This is a genomic window from Stenotrophomonas sp. MYb57 (assembly GCF_002966815.1).
Taxonomy (GTDB): Bacteria; Pseudomonadota; Gammaproteobacteria; order Xanthomonadales; family Xanthomonadaceae; genus Stenotrophomonas; species Stenotrophomonas indicatrix.
In genome coordinates this window covers 1,307,291-1,323,808 of the sequence record NZ_CP023271.1, presented here as the reverse complement: position 1 = coordinate 1,323,808, position 16,518 = coordinate 1,307,291, and the positions used below count along the sequence as shown (strand labels likewise).

The 16,518-nt window shown below is 64.9% G+C and carries 11 protein-coding genes and 1 tRNA gene; 6 read left to right on the top strand and 6 right to left on the bottom strand.

All coding sequences use genetic code 11. The annotated features are described in order from the left end of the window. Positions 1-64: 64 nt before the first annotated feature. From CLM74_RS06090 to CLM74_RS06080, 3 genes are all read right to left on the bottom strand, one after another. Positions 65-140: transfer RNA gene (locus CLM74_RS06090), tRNA-Thr, on the bottom strand. Positions 141-224: 84 nt separating this feature from the next. Next, entirely contained in the window at positions 225-1,229 is a 1,005-nt protein-coding gene (locus CLM74_RS06085) for a 2-hydroxyacid dehydrogenase (RefSeq protein ID WP_105164944.1), read from the bottom strand. 95 nt (positions 1,230-1,324) lie between these two features. Continuing rightward, a complete protein-coding gene (locus tag CLM74_RS06080) occupies positions 1,325-4,210 on the bottom strand; it encodes an autotransporter outer membrane beta-barrel domain-containing protein (protein ID WP_105163644.1) in 2,886 nt (961 codons plus the stop codon). A gap of 267 nt (positions 4,211-4,477) precedes the next feature. On the opposite strand from CLM74_RS06080, the gene CLM74_RS06075 reads away from it, so the two are divergent. From CLM74_RS06075 to CLM74_RS06055, 5 genes are read left to right on the top strand one after another with little or no spacing between them, the layout of a single operon-like run. Then, positions 4,478-4,978: a sigma-70 family RNA polymerase sigma factor gene (locus tag CLM74_RS06075; protein ID WP_080149532.1), complete on the top strand. Its 501-nt coding sequence runs from the start codon at positions 4,478-4,480 to the stop codon at positions 4,976-4,978. Beyond that, positions 4,975-5,943, top strand: a complete 969-nt coding sequence (locus tag CLM74_RS06070; RefSeq protein ID WP_033830634.1) for a FecR domain-containing protein — start codon at positions 4,975-4,977, stop codon at positions 5,941-5,943. Before CLM74_RS06075 ends, CLM74_RS06070 begins: the two co-directional genes overlap by 4 nt. Before the next feature lie 41 nt (positions 5,944-5,984). Continuing rightward, the gene (locus CLM74_RS06065; protein WP_234003426.1) at positions 5,985-8,768 is read left to right on the top strand and encodes a TonB-dependent receptor; all 2,784 of its coding nucleotides are present in this window, start codon (positions 5,985-5,987) and stop codon (positions 8,766-8,768) included. 45 nt (positions 8,769-8,813) lie between these two features. Then, complete coding sequence (locus tag CLM74_RS06060) at positions 8,814-9,782, top strand: hypothetical protein (RefSeq protein ID WP_105163642.1); 969 nt, start codon at positions 8,814-8,816, stop codon at positions 9,780-9,782. Next, positions 9,779-10,483: a hypothetical protein gene (locus tag CLM74_RS06055; RefSeq protein WP_105163641.1), complete on the top strand. Its 705-nt coding sequence runs from the start codon at positions 9,779-9,781 to the stop codon at positions 10,481-10,483. The genes CLM74_RS06060 and CLM74_RS06055 overlap by 4 nt, the downstream gene beginning before the upstream one ends. An 8-nt stretch (positions 10,484-10,491) precedes the next feature. Here the strand turns inward: CLM74_RS06055 and CLM74_RS06050 are convergent, their stop codons facing one another. Together CLM74_RS06050 and CLM74_RS06045 are read right to left on the bottom strand one after the other, a co-directional pair. Further along, positions 10,492-11,157 carry a lysoplasmalogenase gene (locus CLM74_RS06050; RefSeq protein ID WP_105163640.1) on the bottom strand — a complete coding sequence of 222 codons (666 nt, stop codon included), beginning with the start codon at positions 11,155-11,157 and terminating at the stop codon, positions 10,492-10,494. Then, positions 11,154-13,037: a M61 family metallopeptidase gene (locus tag CLM74_RS06045; protein WP_105163639.1), complete on the bottom strand. Its 1,884-nt coding sequence runs from the start codon at positions 13,035-13,037 to the stop codon at positions 11,154-11,156. Before CLM74_RS06045 ends, CLM74_RS06050 begins: the two co-directional genes overlap by 4 nt. 135 nt (positions 13,038-13,172) lie before the next feature. On the opposite strand from CLM74_RS06045, the gene CLM74_RS06040 reads away from it, so the two are divergent. Beyond that, positions 13,173-15,422 carry an RNA-binding domain-containing protein gene (locus CLM74_RS06040; protein WP_105163638.1) on the top strand — a complete coding sequence of 750 codons (2,250 nt, stop codon included), beginning with the start codon at positions 13,173-13,175 and terminating at the stop codon, positions 15,420-15,422. 120 nt (positions 15,423-15,542) lie between these two features. On the opposite strand, the gene ispH is transcribed toward CLM74_RS06040, so the two are convergent. Beyond that, positions 15,543-16,493: a 4-hydroxy-3-methylbut-2-enyl diphosphate reductase gene (gene ispH, locus CLM74_RS06035; protein ID WP_059063475.1), complete on the bottom strand. Its 951-nt coding sequence runs from the start codon at positions 16,491-16,493 to the stop codon at positions 15,543-15,545. Positions 16,494-16,518 lie beyond the last annotated feature (25 nt).

Sequence of the window (16,518 nt, the reverse complement as noted above, 5' to 3'; positions counted from 1 at the left end):
TGTCCGTGCGCATCCCTGAAAAGCACTCAGGCCGCCCGAAGGCGGCCTAAGTGCTTGATGTACATGGTGCCGGAAATAGGAATCGAACCTACGACCTACGCATTACGAATGCGCCGCTCTACCAACTGAGCTATTCCGGCGAAGCAGGCAATTTTACGGTCGCCCTGCCCCTGCGGTCAATGCGGTCGTGACGATTGCCGTCAAACGCCCGCCCGCCCGGGCTCTCAACCCGCCGCCACCCGGTTGCCGCACTCCCGCCCCGCCGCGAAATCGGCCAGGTTGCCCAGCGTGATCGCCGAGATCTCCTGCAGCGCCTCCACGGTGAAGAAGCCCTGGTGGCCGGTCACCAGTACGTTGGGGAAGGACATCAGGCGCTGGAACGCCTCATCGTCGATGATCTCGCCCGACAGGTCCTGGAAGAACAGCGCGCTTTCCTGCTCGTAGACGTCGATGGCCAGATGGCCCAGCCGGCGCGACTTCAGCGCACGGATGACCGCATGGGTATCGACCAGGCCGCCACGCGAAGTGTTGACCAGCATCGCGCCGGGCTTCATCCGCGCCAGCGAGCCGTCGTCGATCAGGTGCTGGGTATCCGGGGTCAACGGGCAATGCAGCGAGACGATGTCCGAGCGCGAGAGCAGCTCGTCCAGTTCAACCATCGCGCCGATCCCGGCGAACGCCGGCGAGGGATACGGATCGTGTCCCAGCACGGTGCAGCCCATGCCACGGAAGATGCGCGCGGTGGCCAACCCGATCTTGCCAGTACCGACGATGCCCACGGTCTTGCCATGCAGGGTGTGGCCGAGCAGGCCATCCAGCATGAAGTTGCCCTCACGCACGCGGTTGTAGGCGCGATGGGTGTGCCGGTTGAGGGTCATCACCAGCGCCAGTGCGTGCTCGGCCACCGCTTCCGGCGAGTAGGCCGGCACGCGGGCGACGAACAGGCCGAGCGCATTCGCGCTGGCCAGGTCCACATTGTTGAAGCCGGCACAGCGCAGCAGCACCGCGCGTACGCCCAGTGCATGCAGGGCCTGCAGCACCGGTGCATCGAGCCTGTCGTTGACGAACACGCAAACGGCGGCGCAGTCCTGTGCCAGCGCGGCGGTGTGCACGTCCAGCGCCGCGTCGAAATACACGAACTGGAAATCCTGCCCTGCCCCCTCGCGCTGGTTGGCTTCCTCGAGAAAGCGGCGGTCGTAGGGACGGGCACTGAAAACGGCGATCTGCATGGCAAGGCCTGCGCGGAAATCCGCCACGACCATAGCGCACCCGCCCCCTGATGGGGATGGCACCGGCGGCGACGGCCGCCGGTGCCGGCACTGCCTTAGAACGTATAGCCCAAGCCCAGCATCACGCCATTCTGCAGCTGGCCGTCGCGGCGCTCGCCCACGTAGTCGACCATCACCGACAGGCGATCGGTGGCGCGGCTGGTCACACCCAGGTTCCAGGCCAGCACCTGCTCGCCCACGGCCTGGCTGCTGGCACCGAACACCAGGTCCGGCGCAGCGGCGAAGCCGGTGCTGTAACGGGCCTGGGTGTCGCCCAGTTCCTTCTGCCAGACCACGCGCGCGCGCGGGGTGATGCGCTCGCCGTTGTTGCCTTCGAAGGTCTTGAACACCTGCAGGCCCGCGCCGACGCGGATGCTTTCCAGGCTGTCACCACGCCCCACCAGTGCGCCGGCACCCTGCCCTTCATTGAAACGGGTGGCCGAGGTGCGCGCGTAATCGACCACCGGCAGCAGCGGCTGGATCACCACGCCCTTGGCGGTGGTGAACGAGAAGCCGTGCTCCAGCCGGGCCGAGATCGCATCGTTGTTGTACTTGGCACGCAGCGGGCCCTGCAGGCCGTCGATGCCGTCGATGCTGCGGCGGGTGTCGTGGCGCAGGTCGGTATAGCGCACCGAGGCCGAGAGGTAGCCACGCGAGTAGGTGGCATCCAGGTAGCCGCCCACATCCAGCGCGCGCACATCACCGGTGAACCCGGAACCATCGCGGCCCTTGGTCGACATGTCCGCGGCGGCAACGCTGACGCCCAGCGTCACCCGGTCATCGGCCAGCTGCGTATCGGCACCGAGCACGATGCCGCCGACGGTATGGCTCAGGCCGGCCACGCCGCCCTCGCCATTGATGCGGCCATGGCTGCCAAAGCCCCGGCCCCAGAGGCCATGGCTGCGCGGCGCTTCGCCGCCGTAACTCGTGCCGCCAGCGCTCCCCGCCGGCTCCACCAGATGCATCGCCAACTGGTTGAACAGACTGCCATTGGCCATGCCCGGCTGAGCTGACGCCGCCTGCGCGGCCTGTGCGGCCAAACCACCGGCATCACCGCTGCCGCTGCGCCGTGCGGCCTGGTGCTGCTGCACCACGCTGCCGATGCTGCCAACCAGCGCGTTGTCGGCCAGGCGCAGGCTGGCATGGCCATCACCGCGCAGTGCACCGGCCTGCTGGGCGATCACATCGCGGTCAGCGAACTGCAGCGCCCCCAGCAGCGGCTTCAGCCCGGCATCCTGGCGCTGGCCGGCAGTAGCCAGCGCGCGACCGAGTCCATCGTTGCCATTGTTGCCGGTAAGCTGCGCGAGCTGGTCGAAGCCGGGGTTGGCGGTCAGCGACAGGCCCTCGGCGGTCTGGTTGATGTTGAAGCTCAGCAGCGAATTGTGGCGCGGCCGGAACACCTCGCCGTCGGTGATGCTGGCCGTATAGCCGGTGTCACCCAGGCGCACCGCATCGGTGAAACCGCCCTGGTAGATCGGGCCGCTCACCAGCTCACGCTGGTAGTTGCCGGCGTAGAAGCCCTGCGCCACGTTCAGTTCAAGGTGGGCGCCCGGCGAGATGACCAGCGCCCCCTCGTTGGCGCCGCTGTCGTAGAAGTCGCCCACACGCAGGCGCCCGGCCTGGGAGCCGCCGGCTTCAGTCACGTCGAACAGCACTTTGCCGCCCGGCATGATGTTGACGTAGCCATGGGTAACCAGGTCACCACCACGCGGCATCAGGGTGCCGTACACGCGCAGGCGGTTGAAGCCATCCTCGCGGTACGACGGGCCGGTGCCATTGAGCAGTGCGCTCGAGTCGGTGGCAACCGAGGCGATGTCGCCGTGGCCGACCACCATGCCGGCCGCCAGCACGCGCAGCTCCGGAGTGCGCAACCCGCCGCCTTCCAGGGCGATGGTGCCGTTCTCCACAAGCATGAAATCGGCGCCGGTGGTTTCGGCGGTGCGCCAGGTGCCGCCCTTGGCGACGCGGATCACGCCAGCCGAATTGCCCAGCGTGGAAGCGTCCAGTTCATCCAGGCGCAGCTGGCCCAGAAGGAGCTGCTTTGTACCCGGATCGTTGAGGTAATCCTGCACCGAAGCCGGGCCGATGCCGCTCGGGCCGGCGCTGGAGCGGTTGTAGATGTTCACCGCATAGTTGATGTACGTGGTGGCGAAGTCGGTATCGTTCCAGCGCGCGAAGTCGTCATCGACGAACGCCTGCAGCTGGCGCGCAGTGCGCAGGTAGCCTGGATTGATGTCGCCGCTGACATTGCCGGTGACCGTCAGGGTATCGCCCGGATCGCGGTAACCGGCGGCGGTGATGATGTTGTTGCTGTAGATGTCCTGGCCGGGGAAGGTCTCCAGCCTGCGGCCGCTGCCATCGGGATCGAAGCTGACCGAAGCGCCGGTGGTCCGGGCCGGGTCGCGGAACACCAGCAGGCCGTTGGGCTGCACCACCTCGTACATGGCCTTGTGCAGCAGGCCGGCGTCCATGCCGCCGCCGTAGTTGCCGGTGTAGATCTCGGTCATCCGCGGCGACGGCGTGTAGATCACCTTGCCACTGTTGCTGGCAGCGTGGATCTGCACCGAGTCGACCAGCGGCAGGTCGCCGGCCAGGTAACGTTCGACGCCACCGGACTGCATGATCGAGCAGGACGAGATGCAGTGGCCGGACACGATGGTGTTCAGGCCGTTGGTGCGGATCACGCCCTGCAGCCACTCACCCGCGATCAGCGCGCCACCATTGGAGGTGCGCAGCACGACTTCGCGGATCGGGCGGCCTTCGGCCTGCGCTTTGGCCAGCAGCGCCGGCAGCGCGACGACGTCGGCGACGGTGACACCGCCACTCAGCACGACGCGATCGCCCTGCACGTGATAATTCATTGCCATGACGTCATCCATCTGGCCCAGGGTCGCGATACCCACCAGGCCTGCCAGGGCGATGCTCAACTTCGAATGCTTCATTGCGTTCTCTCTCTCCGCCCGCACCACGCGGGTCGAAAGCAGAACGCAGCAGCGGGCTCGACGCCCCCAGTCGACGGCGAGAAAAAACATGAATGCATTCACAATGGAAATGCGGGAGAAACGTGGGCTTCCCCATCCGGTCACCGTCGCGTAAAACTCGGTGACGCGTCCGTCATCGTCGTCCGAGGCCCTCCCCTGTCCGCGCCCTCCCCTTTGCTCCGTCCTGCGCCGGATCTGCCCGGGGTTCCGGATGCCTTCATCGCATTCGTGCGCGAGGAACGCGCGCCGCTGTGCGCTTTCCTGCGCGCCCGCGGTGTCGGCCCCGAGGATGCCGAGGACATCGCCCAGGACTGCATGGAGCGCCTGATCCGCTACCGCGCGCACGGCACCGAGGAGCTGCGGCTGCTGCTGTACCGCATCGCCCGCAACCGCCTGGCAGACCGCGGGCGCTCGCCACAATCGCGCAACCACCTGTCGCTCACCGAACGCGACGGAAACGAAGAAGCCGCCAGTGCTTCTCCTGATCCGCTGCGTCAGGCAGAATCCGGGCAGATGCTCGCCCTGCTGCGCCAGGCACTGTTCAAGCTGCCCGAACGTGCCCGCGAGGTGTATCTGCTCAACCGCATCACCGGGATGAGCTATACACAGATCGCCCGGCATTGCGGCATCACCGCCAAGACCGTGGAAAAACACATTGCCCGTGCATTGCAGGGCCTGCGCAAGGAGCTGGGCCCCGATCCTCTCCACAATGATGGAGATGCCGAATGATCCGCAACGACAACAGGGATGACACGTTGCTTTTTGAACACGCAAGCGCCTGGGTGGCCCGGCTGGACGCCCCCGACTGCAGCGCCGAAGAACGACAGTCCTTCGAGGACTGGTTGGCCGAGGATCCGGCACATGTCAGCGCGTGGGTGCAGGCCGAGAAGCTGCACCAGCGCAGCGCCGGCCTGGCCAGCGACCCGTGGCTGCGCACCGCCGCCGCGCGTGCGGCACGCCGGCCGCAGCGCCGCTGGCTGCCCGGTGTCGCCGCCGCTGCAGGCGTGTGCCTGGCCGTTGGCCTGGGCTGGATGCTGTACACCGATGGCAATCCCACACCGCTGACCTACGCCAACGCCAGCCTGCTGCCGCAGCAGCGCACCCTGGCCGATGGCAGCATCGCCACGCTCGACGCCGGCACCACGCTGACCGCACGCTTCGGCTGGCGCAAGCGCGAACTGGCGCTGGAACACGGTCGCATCCAGCTGCAGGTCGAACCGTCATCGCGCTCGCTGCGGGTGCAGGCCGGCGGCAGCTCGATCCGCGATATCGGCACCACCTTCCAGGTTGAACGCCTGGCTGACGGCCGGGTCGAGGTCGCGCTGCTGGAAGGCGTGGTGGAAGTCACCAGTGGCAGCGCGCAGCACACGCTCTCGCCGGGCCAGCAGCTGCAGGTCCTGGCCTCCGGCAAGATCCAACCCGGCCCGCAGCTGTCCTCGACTGCCGCCGCCGAGGCCTGGCCGCAGGGCAAGCTGGTGTTCGACGGCACGCCCCTGGCCACTGTGGTCGAGCGCATGAACCGCTATGGCAGCACGCCACTGGTGGTCGCCGACCCGGATATCGCCGACCTCGCGGTCAGCGGCACCTTCCGTGCAGGCGACGCGCATGAACTGCTTTCCGCCCTGGAACTGGGGTGGTCCATTGCTGGCCAGCCGCGCTCGGATGGCGCGCTGGAACTGCGCCGCACCTACTGAGGCGGCGGCCGATGCCGGCGCCTGGTGTGCTTCGTTGGGACGTGCTTCGGTGGGACGTGCTGCGCTGGGGTCTGCTGCAGGCCCTGTTGTGCGTTGTGCTGGTGCCCGGTGCGGCGGCAACGGCGGCGTCAGCAGAAGCCGTCAGACAGGTCGACTACCGTATCGCTCCCGGCGCCCTGCCGCCGGCCTTGCAGCAATGGGCACGCCAGAGTGGCATTGCCCTGGTGTTCGACGCACGTGAATTGACCGGCCTGCGCACCGGCGGCGTCGCCGGCCCGCTGGCGCCGGCCGCCGCACTAAAGCAGCTCGTCGCCGGCATGCCGGTGAACATCCTGCAGACCCCCAGCGGCGGATTCGTGGTCCGCCGGCACGCTGCCCCACCCGCAGTGATCGCGCAGCCGGTACGGCGGCCACCGCCGCCCGCGCCAGCCAAGCCGGTGCAGGTGGAACTGGCGCCGATCCATGTCACCGGCAGCCGCTTGCCGCGCACCTCCGTGCAGACCACGCTGCCGGTAACGGTGATCGATCGCGAGGACATCCTGCGCAGCGGCTACGGCACGTTGTTCGACCTGTTGCGCCACCTGCCCGGCATGAACGGCCATCCGCCATTGAGCACCTCGCGCAGCGGCGACTCGCTGTACCTGCCGGTCGGCGCGGCCGCCACCACCAGCCTGGACGGCATGGGCCCGCGCGCAACCCTGTTCCTGGTCAACGGCCGGCGCCTGCCGCGTTATCCGATGGTGTCGCTGGAAGAAGGCGGGCTGACCGATCTGGGAGGCATTCCGCTCAGCTTCGTCGAGCGCATCGAGCTGGTGCGTGGCGGTGCTTCGGCCATCTACGGCGCCGATGCGATGTCCGGCGTGGTCAACATCATTCTGCGCGACCAGGCCGAGGGACCGGAAGCCACGCTGCAATCGGGTGCCAGCAGCCGCGGTGATGGCGATCAGTACCGGCTGCAGGCGGCCACGGGCGGCGTGCGCGAAGGCGGCGACCGCTGGTTCGCCGGCATCGATCTGCATCGCCTGCAGCATGTGGCCGGTGACCAGCGCGACTGGCATGCGGAAACCTCGCTGTACCCGATCGGGCTGATCATGCCCAACGGTGATTACTACCCGGCCACGCAGTGCCATCCGCCATTGCAGAGCGAAGACGACGGCTGCTGGTTCGACAACGCACGCCCGCGCTCACTGCAACCGGCGTCGGAAACACTGTCCGGCTACCTGCGTTATCGCCACGAGCGCGGTGACGGACGCTACGCCTACGTGGAAGCACGCGCCAGCCACAACCGCCAGCGTTTTGAACTGGGCCCGACCGCCGTCGCCCTCAATTTCAGCCGTGGCGCGATCCTCAACGTGGTCCTGCAGGAAGGCGGCGAAGTGCGCCCGCGCGTGCATGCCACCGAAGGCGACATCAGTTTCGGCATGGGCCGTGAGCGCGCCGGCCGCAGTTGGGATGCTGGCCTCAGCGCGCAGCGCAGCCAGGTGGACCTGCGCACCGAAGGCACCGTGCGCAGCGAACGCCTGCTGGAAGCAGCACGCACGCTGGACTTCCTGCCCGGATTTTCCACCCTGCCGGCGGGGCTGGCAGAGGAGCTGTTCCCGGCCATCCACAACCGCGGACGTACCGAGCAGTGGCAGGGCTGGTGGGGCATGCAACGCACCCTGATGACACTGCCCGGCGGTGCAGCACAACTGGCCACCGGTATCGATCTGCGCCGCGAGCGCTGGACCTCGCTGCCCGATCCGCTGCTGGGCAAGGGCGAGCTGGCGCTGGGGCTGCCGATGGAGCAACGCCGGCTGTCGCGGCAGAGCAACGCCGCTTACGCCGAAGTGGGCCTGCCGTTGGCGCCGACACTGCGCCTGGACGTGGCCGCGCGACTGGACCGCGATGGCGGTGACACTGCGTTTTCGCCGCGTGCCGGCCTGCGCTGGAGCCCCAGCCCGCACTGGTCGTTCCTGCTGGCCAGTGGCCGCGGCTACCGCGCTCCCAGCATCTTCGAGCGCCGGCGGCCACCGGGCTACTTCGGCCTGTATGGCCTGCCCGCCTCGGAGTCCCTGCCGACGTGCGCGCGCCCGCTGCGCGATGGCGGCTGCGCGGTGGAAGTGGAGGTGGCGGAGAAAGACGGGCTGAAAGCCGAGACCTCGCGCAGCCACTCGCTGGCCGCCAGCTGGACACCTAATGATGCGTTCTCGCTGTCACTGACCCACAACATCGTCGAACTGCGCAACGAGATCCTCGCCCTGCAACCCAGTGATGCCCTGTGGAATCCCGGCACCTGGGAGCTGGATGAGCAGGGTCGCCTGCGTGATCTTCGCCTGTCATTCGACAACATCGGCCGCACCACCTCGCGCAACTGGGTATTGCGCGGCGAGTACAGGGTGGATACCGGCCGCAACGGGCAGTGGCTGTTCTCGCTGGATGCGTTGAAACAGCAGGAGCTGCGTCGTGATCGCGGCCATGGCGAATCGGTGGACCTGCGCGGGCATGCCACGCCGGCGAACGCGGGCATCCTCAACGTACAGTGGCAGAACCCGTCCTGGGACATCGCCCTGCGAGGCAACCGCGTCGGCCGCACCCGCGCATGGCTGGCCGGTGAAGCGTGCGCGCAGGAGCAGCATGACCAGGGCCGTTGCATGAACCCGGCACAGCTGCGCTGGAACCTGCATCTGGCGCGGCGGCTGAGCCCGCGCGTGATTGCCGCACTGGACGTGCACAACCTGCTTGATACGCGGCCGGTGAACCACCTGGTCGGCAGCGGCGGGCAGATGCCCGGGCTGGACGATCCACTCGGGCGCTACTTCCTGCTGACCCTGCAATTCCGTTGAGCGTAGTACCCTACGCCGCCTGTTCCACGGCGTCGAAGGCGAGTCATGAAAGCCTACCTCTGGTTCCTGGGCGCGCTCATGCTGTTCTTCGCGCTGCCCTTCCCCTGCCTGCTCTACTTCGGCACCAGCTGGCCGCTGGAAGCGGGCGACCGCAGCGCGCCCTGGCTGGCACTGGCCCTGCTGGCGACGTCGCTGACGCTATGGCTGGTGCTGCTGTACGCCTTCCTGCATTACCTGCTGCTGGCGCCACCCCGTGCGTTGCAACGTGTGCGCGGCATCCTGGCCGACGGCACGCCACGCAGCGCACGCATCGAGCAGGCCGAACAGACCGGCGTGCAGGTGCGCGGCTTCGCGCAGTGGCGGCTGCAGCTGGCCTTCGACAATCTGTCCGGCACCCCGATCACCGAAACGCTGGTCGTGGTCGACAGCAAGCCACAGCTGCAGCGCTTCACCGTGGGCAACCCGCTGGAGGTGCTGCTCAGCCCCACACCCGGCCCCGCGCCCAACCTGATGCTGGCAGGATCGCAACCGGAACTGGACCGCGCCAGCCTGTGGCGCCGCGGCATCGGCGGCCTGATCGGCATTGTCGTGGTCGCTGCCGCGTACGTCATGGCCTATCGCCTGCAGAGCGATGGACTGGGCTGGACGTTCCTGGGCTTCGGCCATCCGCTGCTGGTCTGCCCGCTGGTGCTGTGCGGCTACCTGATCGGCCTGCGTCTGCTGGCGCGCCTGCTGGCTGGCACACTGCAGATCGACGCGCGCGGCGAAGCGCTCAAGTACCGTGGTATCGGTGCCGAAGCGCAGGTGCTCGACGTGCGCCAGACCGGCACCTACGTCAACGAACAACCGCAGGTCGAGTTCAAGCTGGAATATCTCGACCGCGAGGGCAACGTGCAGCAGGCCAGCGTGCGCCGCTTCGTTGCGCTGCTCGAACTGGCCAACATCCCGCGCGGGCAGGTCGACATCCTCTACGACCCGGATGATCGCCGAAGCGTGCGCATGGAGCAGCCGTGAAGCGGCCCGTGTCCACGCCGCTTGTGTTCGCCGGGGTGGTGCTGGCCCTGGCCGGTGCCGCCACGGCAGGCGGCGCATTGCAGACCGTCAACGCGACCCTGCGTGGCGCCGCATCGACCGTGCCTGCGGATGCGTTGCAACAAGACCCATGGGAACAACCGTTGCGAACGGCGGCCATCGCAACGCCACGGGCGGCGCCCGAACCGATGCCGCTGCCAAGGCGCACGCGGCCGAACCTGCTGCTCGACAGCGAGCGCCTGCAGGTGGCACGGCAGGCGCTGGAGGCGATGCCCGGACTGGTCGGCGAACGCCTGGTCGTTTTCCACAGCATCCACTTCCATGACGACGGCCGCATCGACATCGACCTGGTCGATCCACAGCAGCCGGGCCACGTGGATAGTTATCACTACCAACGTGGACAATGGCGCAAGGGCGATGCGGTGAATCCGCAGCAGTTCGCGCCGACCATCACCCTGCGCCGCAGCAGCACTGCATTGGCCAACATCGATTTCGATGCCGTGCCACGGGTGACGCAGGCCCTGCAGCAACAGCGCAATGCCCTGGTGCGTTCGCCGGCCGACGTCGGCCATGTGTATGTGGTCATCCGCAAGGGCGGCAAGCTGGTGTGGTTGCCGGATGAAGTAGCCGGCGACCGCCAGACCGTGCGCCTGCGCTACGACGCCAAGGGCAACCTGCAGTAGAAAAAGGGCTATCTCACCGAGCGGGCGATGGCGTACTGCGCAGCGTAGTAGGTGGACAGCACCAGCAGGCTGGCCATCGGCAGGCCACCGCCGAAGCGATCCCACGCCAGCAATGAATCACTGGCCACGAACAGCAGTGCGCCAGCGGCAGCCCAACGCGCGCTGCCCGCTTCCAGTGCGTCGACGTGTGGCCGCTTCCAGTAGCGGGCCAGTGCCAGCACTGCCATCAGCGCCAGCACCACGACATAGGCCAGCACCGGAACGCGCATCGGCAGCGGTAGATGCGGCCACAGGCCGGTGACGTTGATGGAAGCAAATGCGGCAAGCAGCAAGAAGGCAGCGAGCAATCCGCGGCCCGCGCGCAGGCCGGCACGGAACGCGGCGATGTAGCACAGGTGCGCCAGCAGAAAGGCCACCAGGCCTGGCACGAACGCGTCGATCGGCAGCATCAGCGCGATATCACCTGCACAGGACAACAGCATGCCGCCCAGCACCGCACGCCGGTAGAACGCATCCGTCAGCGGCCGCGCCTGCCAGGCGATGGCGGCGGTCAGCAGCGTGGTCGCCGGTTTGGCCAACCAGTGCAGCCAGCGCCCGTCGCCGTCCAGGTAGGCGCCGATGATGGCCAGCACGGCCACCACCAGGATCAACCCATCGCGCGTGCGCAGCTTCATCGTGCCTTCCACAGCTCTGCAAGGCGATCCGGGCGGCCGGCGATGCGCTCCAGCACCGGATACTGCAGGCCGCCGTGGTAGTCGATCTTCATCGTGTCGATGCGGTCGAACTGCTTGACCAGCAGCGTGACCGGCGCCTTGTCAGTGGCGGCCGCAGCCACCGCATCCTTCAAGCGCTGGCTGCTGTATTCGCGGCCACCAACAGCGATCACCTTCATGCCCGGTGCCAGGCCGGCATTGAACGCGGGGCTGTCCCAGACCACGTCACCGACCACGCCACTGTCGAGCACCGTCGCTCCCAGCGAGTAGGCCAACAGCGCCGCCTTCGCGCGCTTTTCCTGCGCCTTGTAGGCCTCGTTGGGCGCATCGCGGTAGACCAGCTTCCAGCCCGCCAGTTCCAGGCCACCGGTCAGCGATCCGTGCCCGTCCAGCCGCTGGCGCAGGAAGCTCGCCCAGTCGTACGGCGCGATGTCATTGAGGGTCGCCACTACGTCATCGAAGGTGTACGGATTGACGTCCCAGTCGCCGTTGCCGACGCCGAAGAAGGCACGCGCGAAGTCATCCAGGCTGCGCCGGTTGCCGGTCAGCCCACGCAGCTTGCCCTCCACCTCCAGCCACAGCATCTGCCCGCCGGAGTAGTAGTCCTCGCTCATCTGGTAGTTGCGGTACGGCAGGGTGCGACGCTGGGCGATGGTCGGGTCGTTGGTGGTGTCCTGCAGCGGTCGCCAGGCCAGGCCCGGGCGACCACGATCATAGGTGGCCGCCACATTGGCCAGCATGTCGCGCGCCTGCTCGCTGGACCACAGCCCCGAACGTGCGGCCAGTACCTGGCCCCAGAACTGGGTCTGCCCTTCGTACACCCACAACAGGCTGTCGCCCATCGGCGTATTGAAGTTGGCCGTGGCCAGGTCGGCACCACGACGGTACTTGCCGTTCCACGAGTGGGTGTACTCATGCGGCAGCAGGTCGCGCATCCACGCGTTGCTGTCCCACTCGGTGAAGTAGCCCGGGTCGGCGCTGTTCTCGCTGGAACGATGGTGCTCCAGGCCGATGCCGCCGAGGCGATCGGTCAGCGCAAGCAGGAATTCGTAGTGGTCGTAGTGGCGCGCGCCGTACAGCTTGTCCGCCTGCTGCACCAGCGCACGGTGCGCCTTCAGCTGCGCGTCGGTCGGCTTCAGCGATTTGGCATCGTCGGCGAACACGTTCAGATGTACCGGCGCCTTCGCGCCCGGGTCGAGGTCGATGCGCTGGTGATGTTCACCGGCAAACAGCGGCGAATCGACCAGGTGGTCATAGGAAATCGGCTTGAACACCACGGTGTCGCCATCGCGGCGTGCGGTTTCCAGTGCGGTCGCGTAGGCCCAGCCCTTGGGCAGGGTCACGCTGGCCTGCGCCTGCAGGTTGCGCGCGTCCACGCCGGCCGGATACAGCGAGTTGGCGTTCCACTGCAGGTTGAGCATTTCCGGGGTCATCACCACCCGGCCCTGGCTGCCGCCCTGCGAAGACAGGAAATCGAAGTGGGCGACGATCTCGCTCACGCCCGCCGGCACATCCACCTTGAACGCGTACACGTTGTACTGGTCGCGCTGCCAGGCCAGCGGCTTGCCGTTGGCAGTGACGCGCAGGCCGGCCAGCTTGTCGATCGGGCCGGTGGGCGAATGGTTGCCGGGAATCCACTGCGGGTACAGCAGGGTCATCGGGCCAGGCTTGGCCGGTACGGTGGCAGTCACCTTGAAGATGCGCCGGGCCAGGTCGCGTGCATCGACGTCGATGCGCAGCAGGCCGGGGGCGGCGGTATCACCCGGTGGCGGAGTCTGCGCCAGCGCGGGCGTAGCCGCCAGCGCGAACAGCACGGACATCACCAGGGCACGGGTTTTCATCGGCAACTTCCAGCAGCGAAGGATTCCCCGATGCTAGGCCTGTGGGGGACGTGGCCCCATGGCCAAAGGTCATGGGATTGACGGATAGCACACAATTTTAGCTAGTATCACGCCACTGATCCAAAGGACTGATCAATGCAAGACCTTATTCTTCATCTACACAAGTGCGCCTCCACTGGCGTGCTGCATGCTGCAGAACCGAACAATGGTGAAGCAGAACTAGGTTCTTTCGTGGAATGCGAAGTACTGGATTTCAAACGGCAAGCACCATCGGACGCGGGCGAGTACGCAAAAGTAGTTCGGGACTTGATAGCCCTTCATAATTCCTACGGTGGATTTATAGTATTTGGAGTTGAGGAGGTAGTAAAAGATCGAGAATTCGCGACATGCGGCGTTGAGCCTGGGTCGATCAACCCTGCAAGATTGCGGGACCTAAGTCGCACCTACACAGATTCTGACATTAGAATAACGGTATCACCACTTGTCATTCAGGGAAAACACACCGAAGTGGCATGGGTAGCAAAGCGACCCGAAAAATCCCTCCCCGTGTACTTCAAGAAAAACGGCCCTGAAATATCCCCAGGTAAACTGTGCTTTAAGAAGGGTGAACTTGTTTTTCGAAGGATCGACAACAATGCAACAGCCTCACATCCTGAAGATTACGAGTTTCTGCACTCCCCCCGCATCGCGCCGTCCATTGATCTCCCTGCGAGTGAGGTCATTGCGCGTCCTCCTCTAGAAAACAGCCTTCCAGATCGCGCGCTCGTTTGCTCAGAATTTATCGGCCGAAGTGAAGATCTACTCGATCTATGGATGTGGCTGCAAGATGACTTTTCGCGAGTCAGATTGATTGCTGGTGAAGGCGGACTGGGAAAGACAAGCCTTGCTTATCATTTCGCTCAGGAAATTGCCAAGCAGAGAGTTACACCATTCAGCCAGGTAATTTGGCTAACGGCGAAGAAACGCCAATTCATAGCTCAACAAGACAAGTATCAGGAAGATAGAATAACGGACTTTTCTTGCGCCGAGTCGTTATTTAAGTCTATCTCACTCGCCCACGGGAACATCGATAGTGATTTCGAAGAGTTAGACACTAGGGAAATTCAACAACTGGCGCTTGCGAGCTGCAATAGCAACTCCTCTTTCATCGTGGTGGATGATGTTGACTCACTCACACCAGAGGATCAGCAGAGAGCACTTGAGCTTGGAATGAGAGTTAATGGAAATACAAAAATACTGATAACTACTCGCGTCAATTTTTCATACTCCCCGGACAACGTACTAAAATTAGACGGATTACCAGAAGCGGAGTTCCTTGAGTACGTAAAAGTTATGCGAATCAAGTACTCACTTCCAGAGCTGAAAGACTCAAAAATAGATCACATTCGAGAGGTGACCGGAGGTTCCCCTCTTTTCACGGACTCACTTCTTCGCCTAGAAAGGCGAGGCCTCCCGCTTGAAAACGCGATTAAGCAGTGGCGCGGACAAAAAGGAATCGAAGCGAGGAAGGCTGCCCTACTACGCGAAGTTCAGCAACTTAGCCGAGATGCAAAACGAACTCTCTTCGTGATTTGCGTACTTCGAAATCCAAGTTATGCAGAACTATCCCAAGCACTTAGCTACACAGATCAAACGCTTGGAGATGCATTGCAAGAACTTACTGGCCTGTTTCTAATTTCAGCCCCGTCAGTAGGGCGCGAAGCTCGATACACAGTAGACCCAAACACTGCAAAACTGGTCTCGGAGCTAGAGCAGTCACTCGAGATAGATCACGCCGCACTTAGATCAGGCATTAGTCGAGCTGGCAGAGATGCGGTTGGAATTAGCATGAACAAGCGCTCCGGAATCGTCGGACAAGCTATTTCTCATGCGACAGCGCTACTCAATTCGGGCGACCCATCTGGCGCCGTGAAGGCCATTTCTGACGCGCAAAAGAAACTATCAACCCCCCATCCAGATCTATTGCTTGCAGAGGGAAGGTTCAATCTAAATCTTGAACCACCCTATCACGACAATGCCAGCAAAGCTTTCAGCGCCGCGTACAAACTTGGGCAAAGGAAGAAAATCCTATTCGATCTTTGGTTCGAAACCGAAATGGCGCGAAACAGTCTTGAACAGGCAATCGAGATTGCAAGAGGGGCTCTTGACCTGCAAATTGGGGACAGTTGCGATTGGCACGAAGCTCTCGCGCGCGCCTACGTTTCCCTTGCTCAGAAGGCATCGGCAAACAAGTCTACAGACGCATCGGTGAGGCACGCCGAAGCAGCAATTGAAAGTTTAGAGCAAGCATCGAAGGCCGCCAAAGGTGACATTCGCCAGAGGCGCGTGAATCGTCTACTTGCGCAGGCAAGGAATCTACGATCGCAGCTCAGGGACAGAAGCTAGCCGAATCGATCTCTCAATCGTTTACGAACCGCACCCCGGGCACTCTTATGTGCCCGGGAATGCAAAACCGTTACCTGACCCGAAGCGATTAACGTCCTTCCCCGTCGCCCCTCACTACACTCAGTCGACCAGGCGCAGACGCAGTTCCTTCGGCAGCGCGAACACCATCGATTCCGGCTCGCCGTCCAGCTCACCGATACCGGACGCGCCCAGCTCGGCCAGACGCGCCAGCACGCCATCGACCAGCACCTGCGGTGCCGAGGCACCAGCGGTCACGCCGATATGCTGCTTGCCCACCACCCAGGCCGGGTCGATCTCGTGTGCACCGTCGATCAGGTAGCTCTCCACGCCTTCACGGCGGGCCAGCTCGCTCAGGCGGTTGGAATTGGAGCTGTTCGGCGAACCGACCACCAGCACCAGGTCACAGCGCTTGGCCAGGTCGCGCACGGCGTCCTGGCGGTTCTGCGTGGCGTAGCAGATGTCGTCGTTCTTCGGCCCCTGCATCGCCGGGTAGCGCTCGCGCAGCGCATCGATGATGCCGCGCGTGTCATCCACCGACAGCGTGGTCTGGGTGGTGTAGGCGAAGTTTTCCGGCTGGTTGATGTGCAACGTGGCCACCTGCTCCACGTCCTCGACCAGGTAGATCTGGCCGGTGCCCGCTTCGCGGTTCCACTGGCCCATGGTGCCTTCCACTTCCGGGTGACCGGCGTGGCCGATCAGCACGACGTCACGGCCGGCACGGCAGTGGCGGGCGACTTCGAAGTGGACCTTGGTCACCAGCGGACAGGTCGCGTCGAACACTTTCAGGCCACGCCGCTCCGCTTCCTGGCGCACGGCCTGGGACACGCCATGGGCACTGAAGATGACCGTGTTGTTGTCCGGCACTTCGTCGAGTTCTTCGACGAAGATCGCGCCGCGCTGCTTCAGGTCATCGACCACGAAGCGGTTGTGCACCACTTCATGGCGGACATAGATGGGCGCGCCCAGCGTTTCGATCGCGCGCTTGACGATCTCGATCGCACGATCGACACCGGCACAGAATCCACGCGGGTTGGCGAGCAGCACATCCATCAGTTCAGTCTCCCGGCAGCGGCCG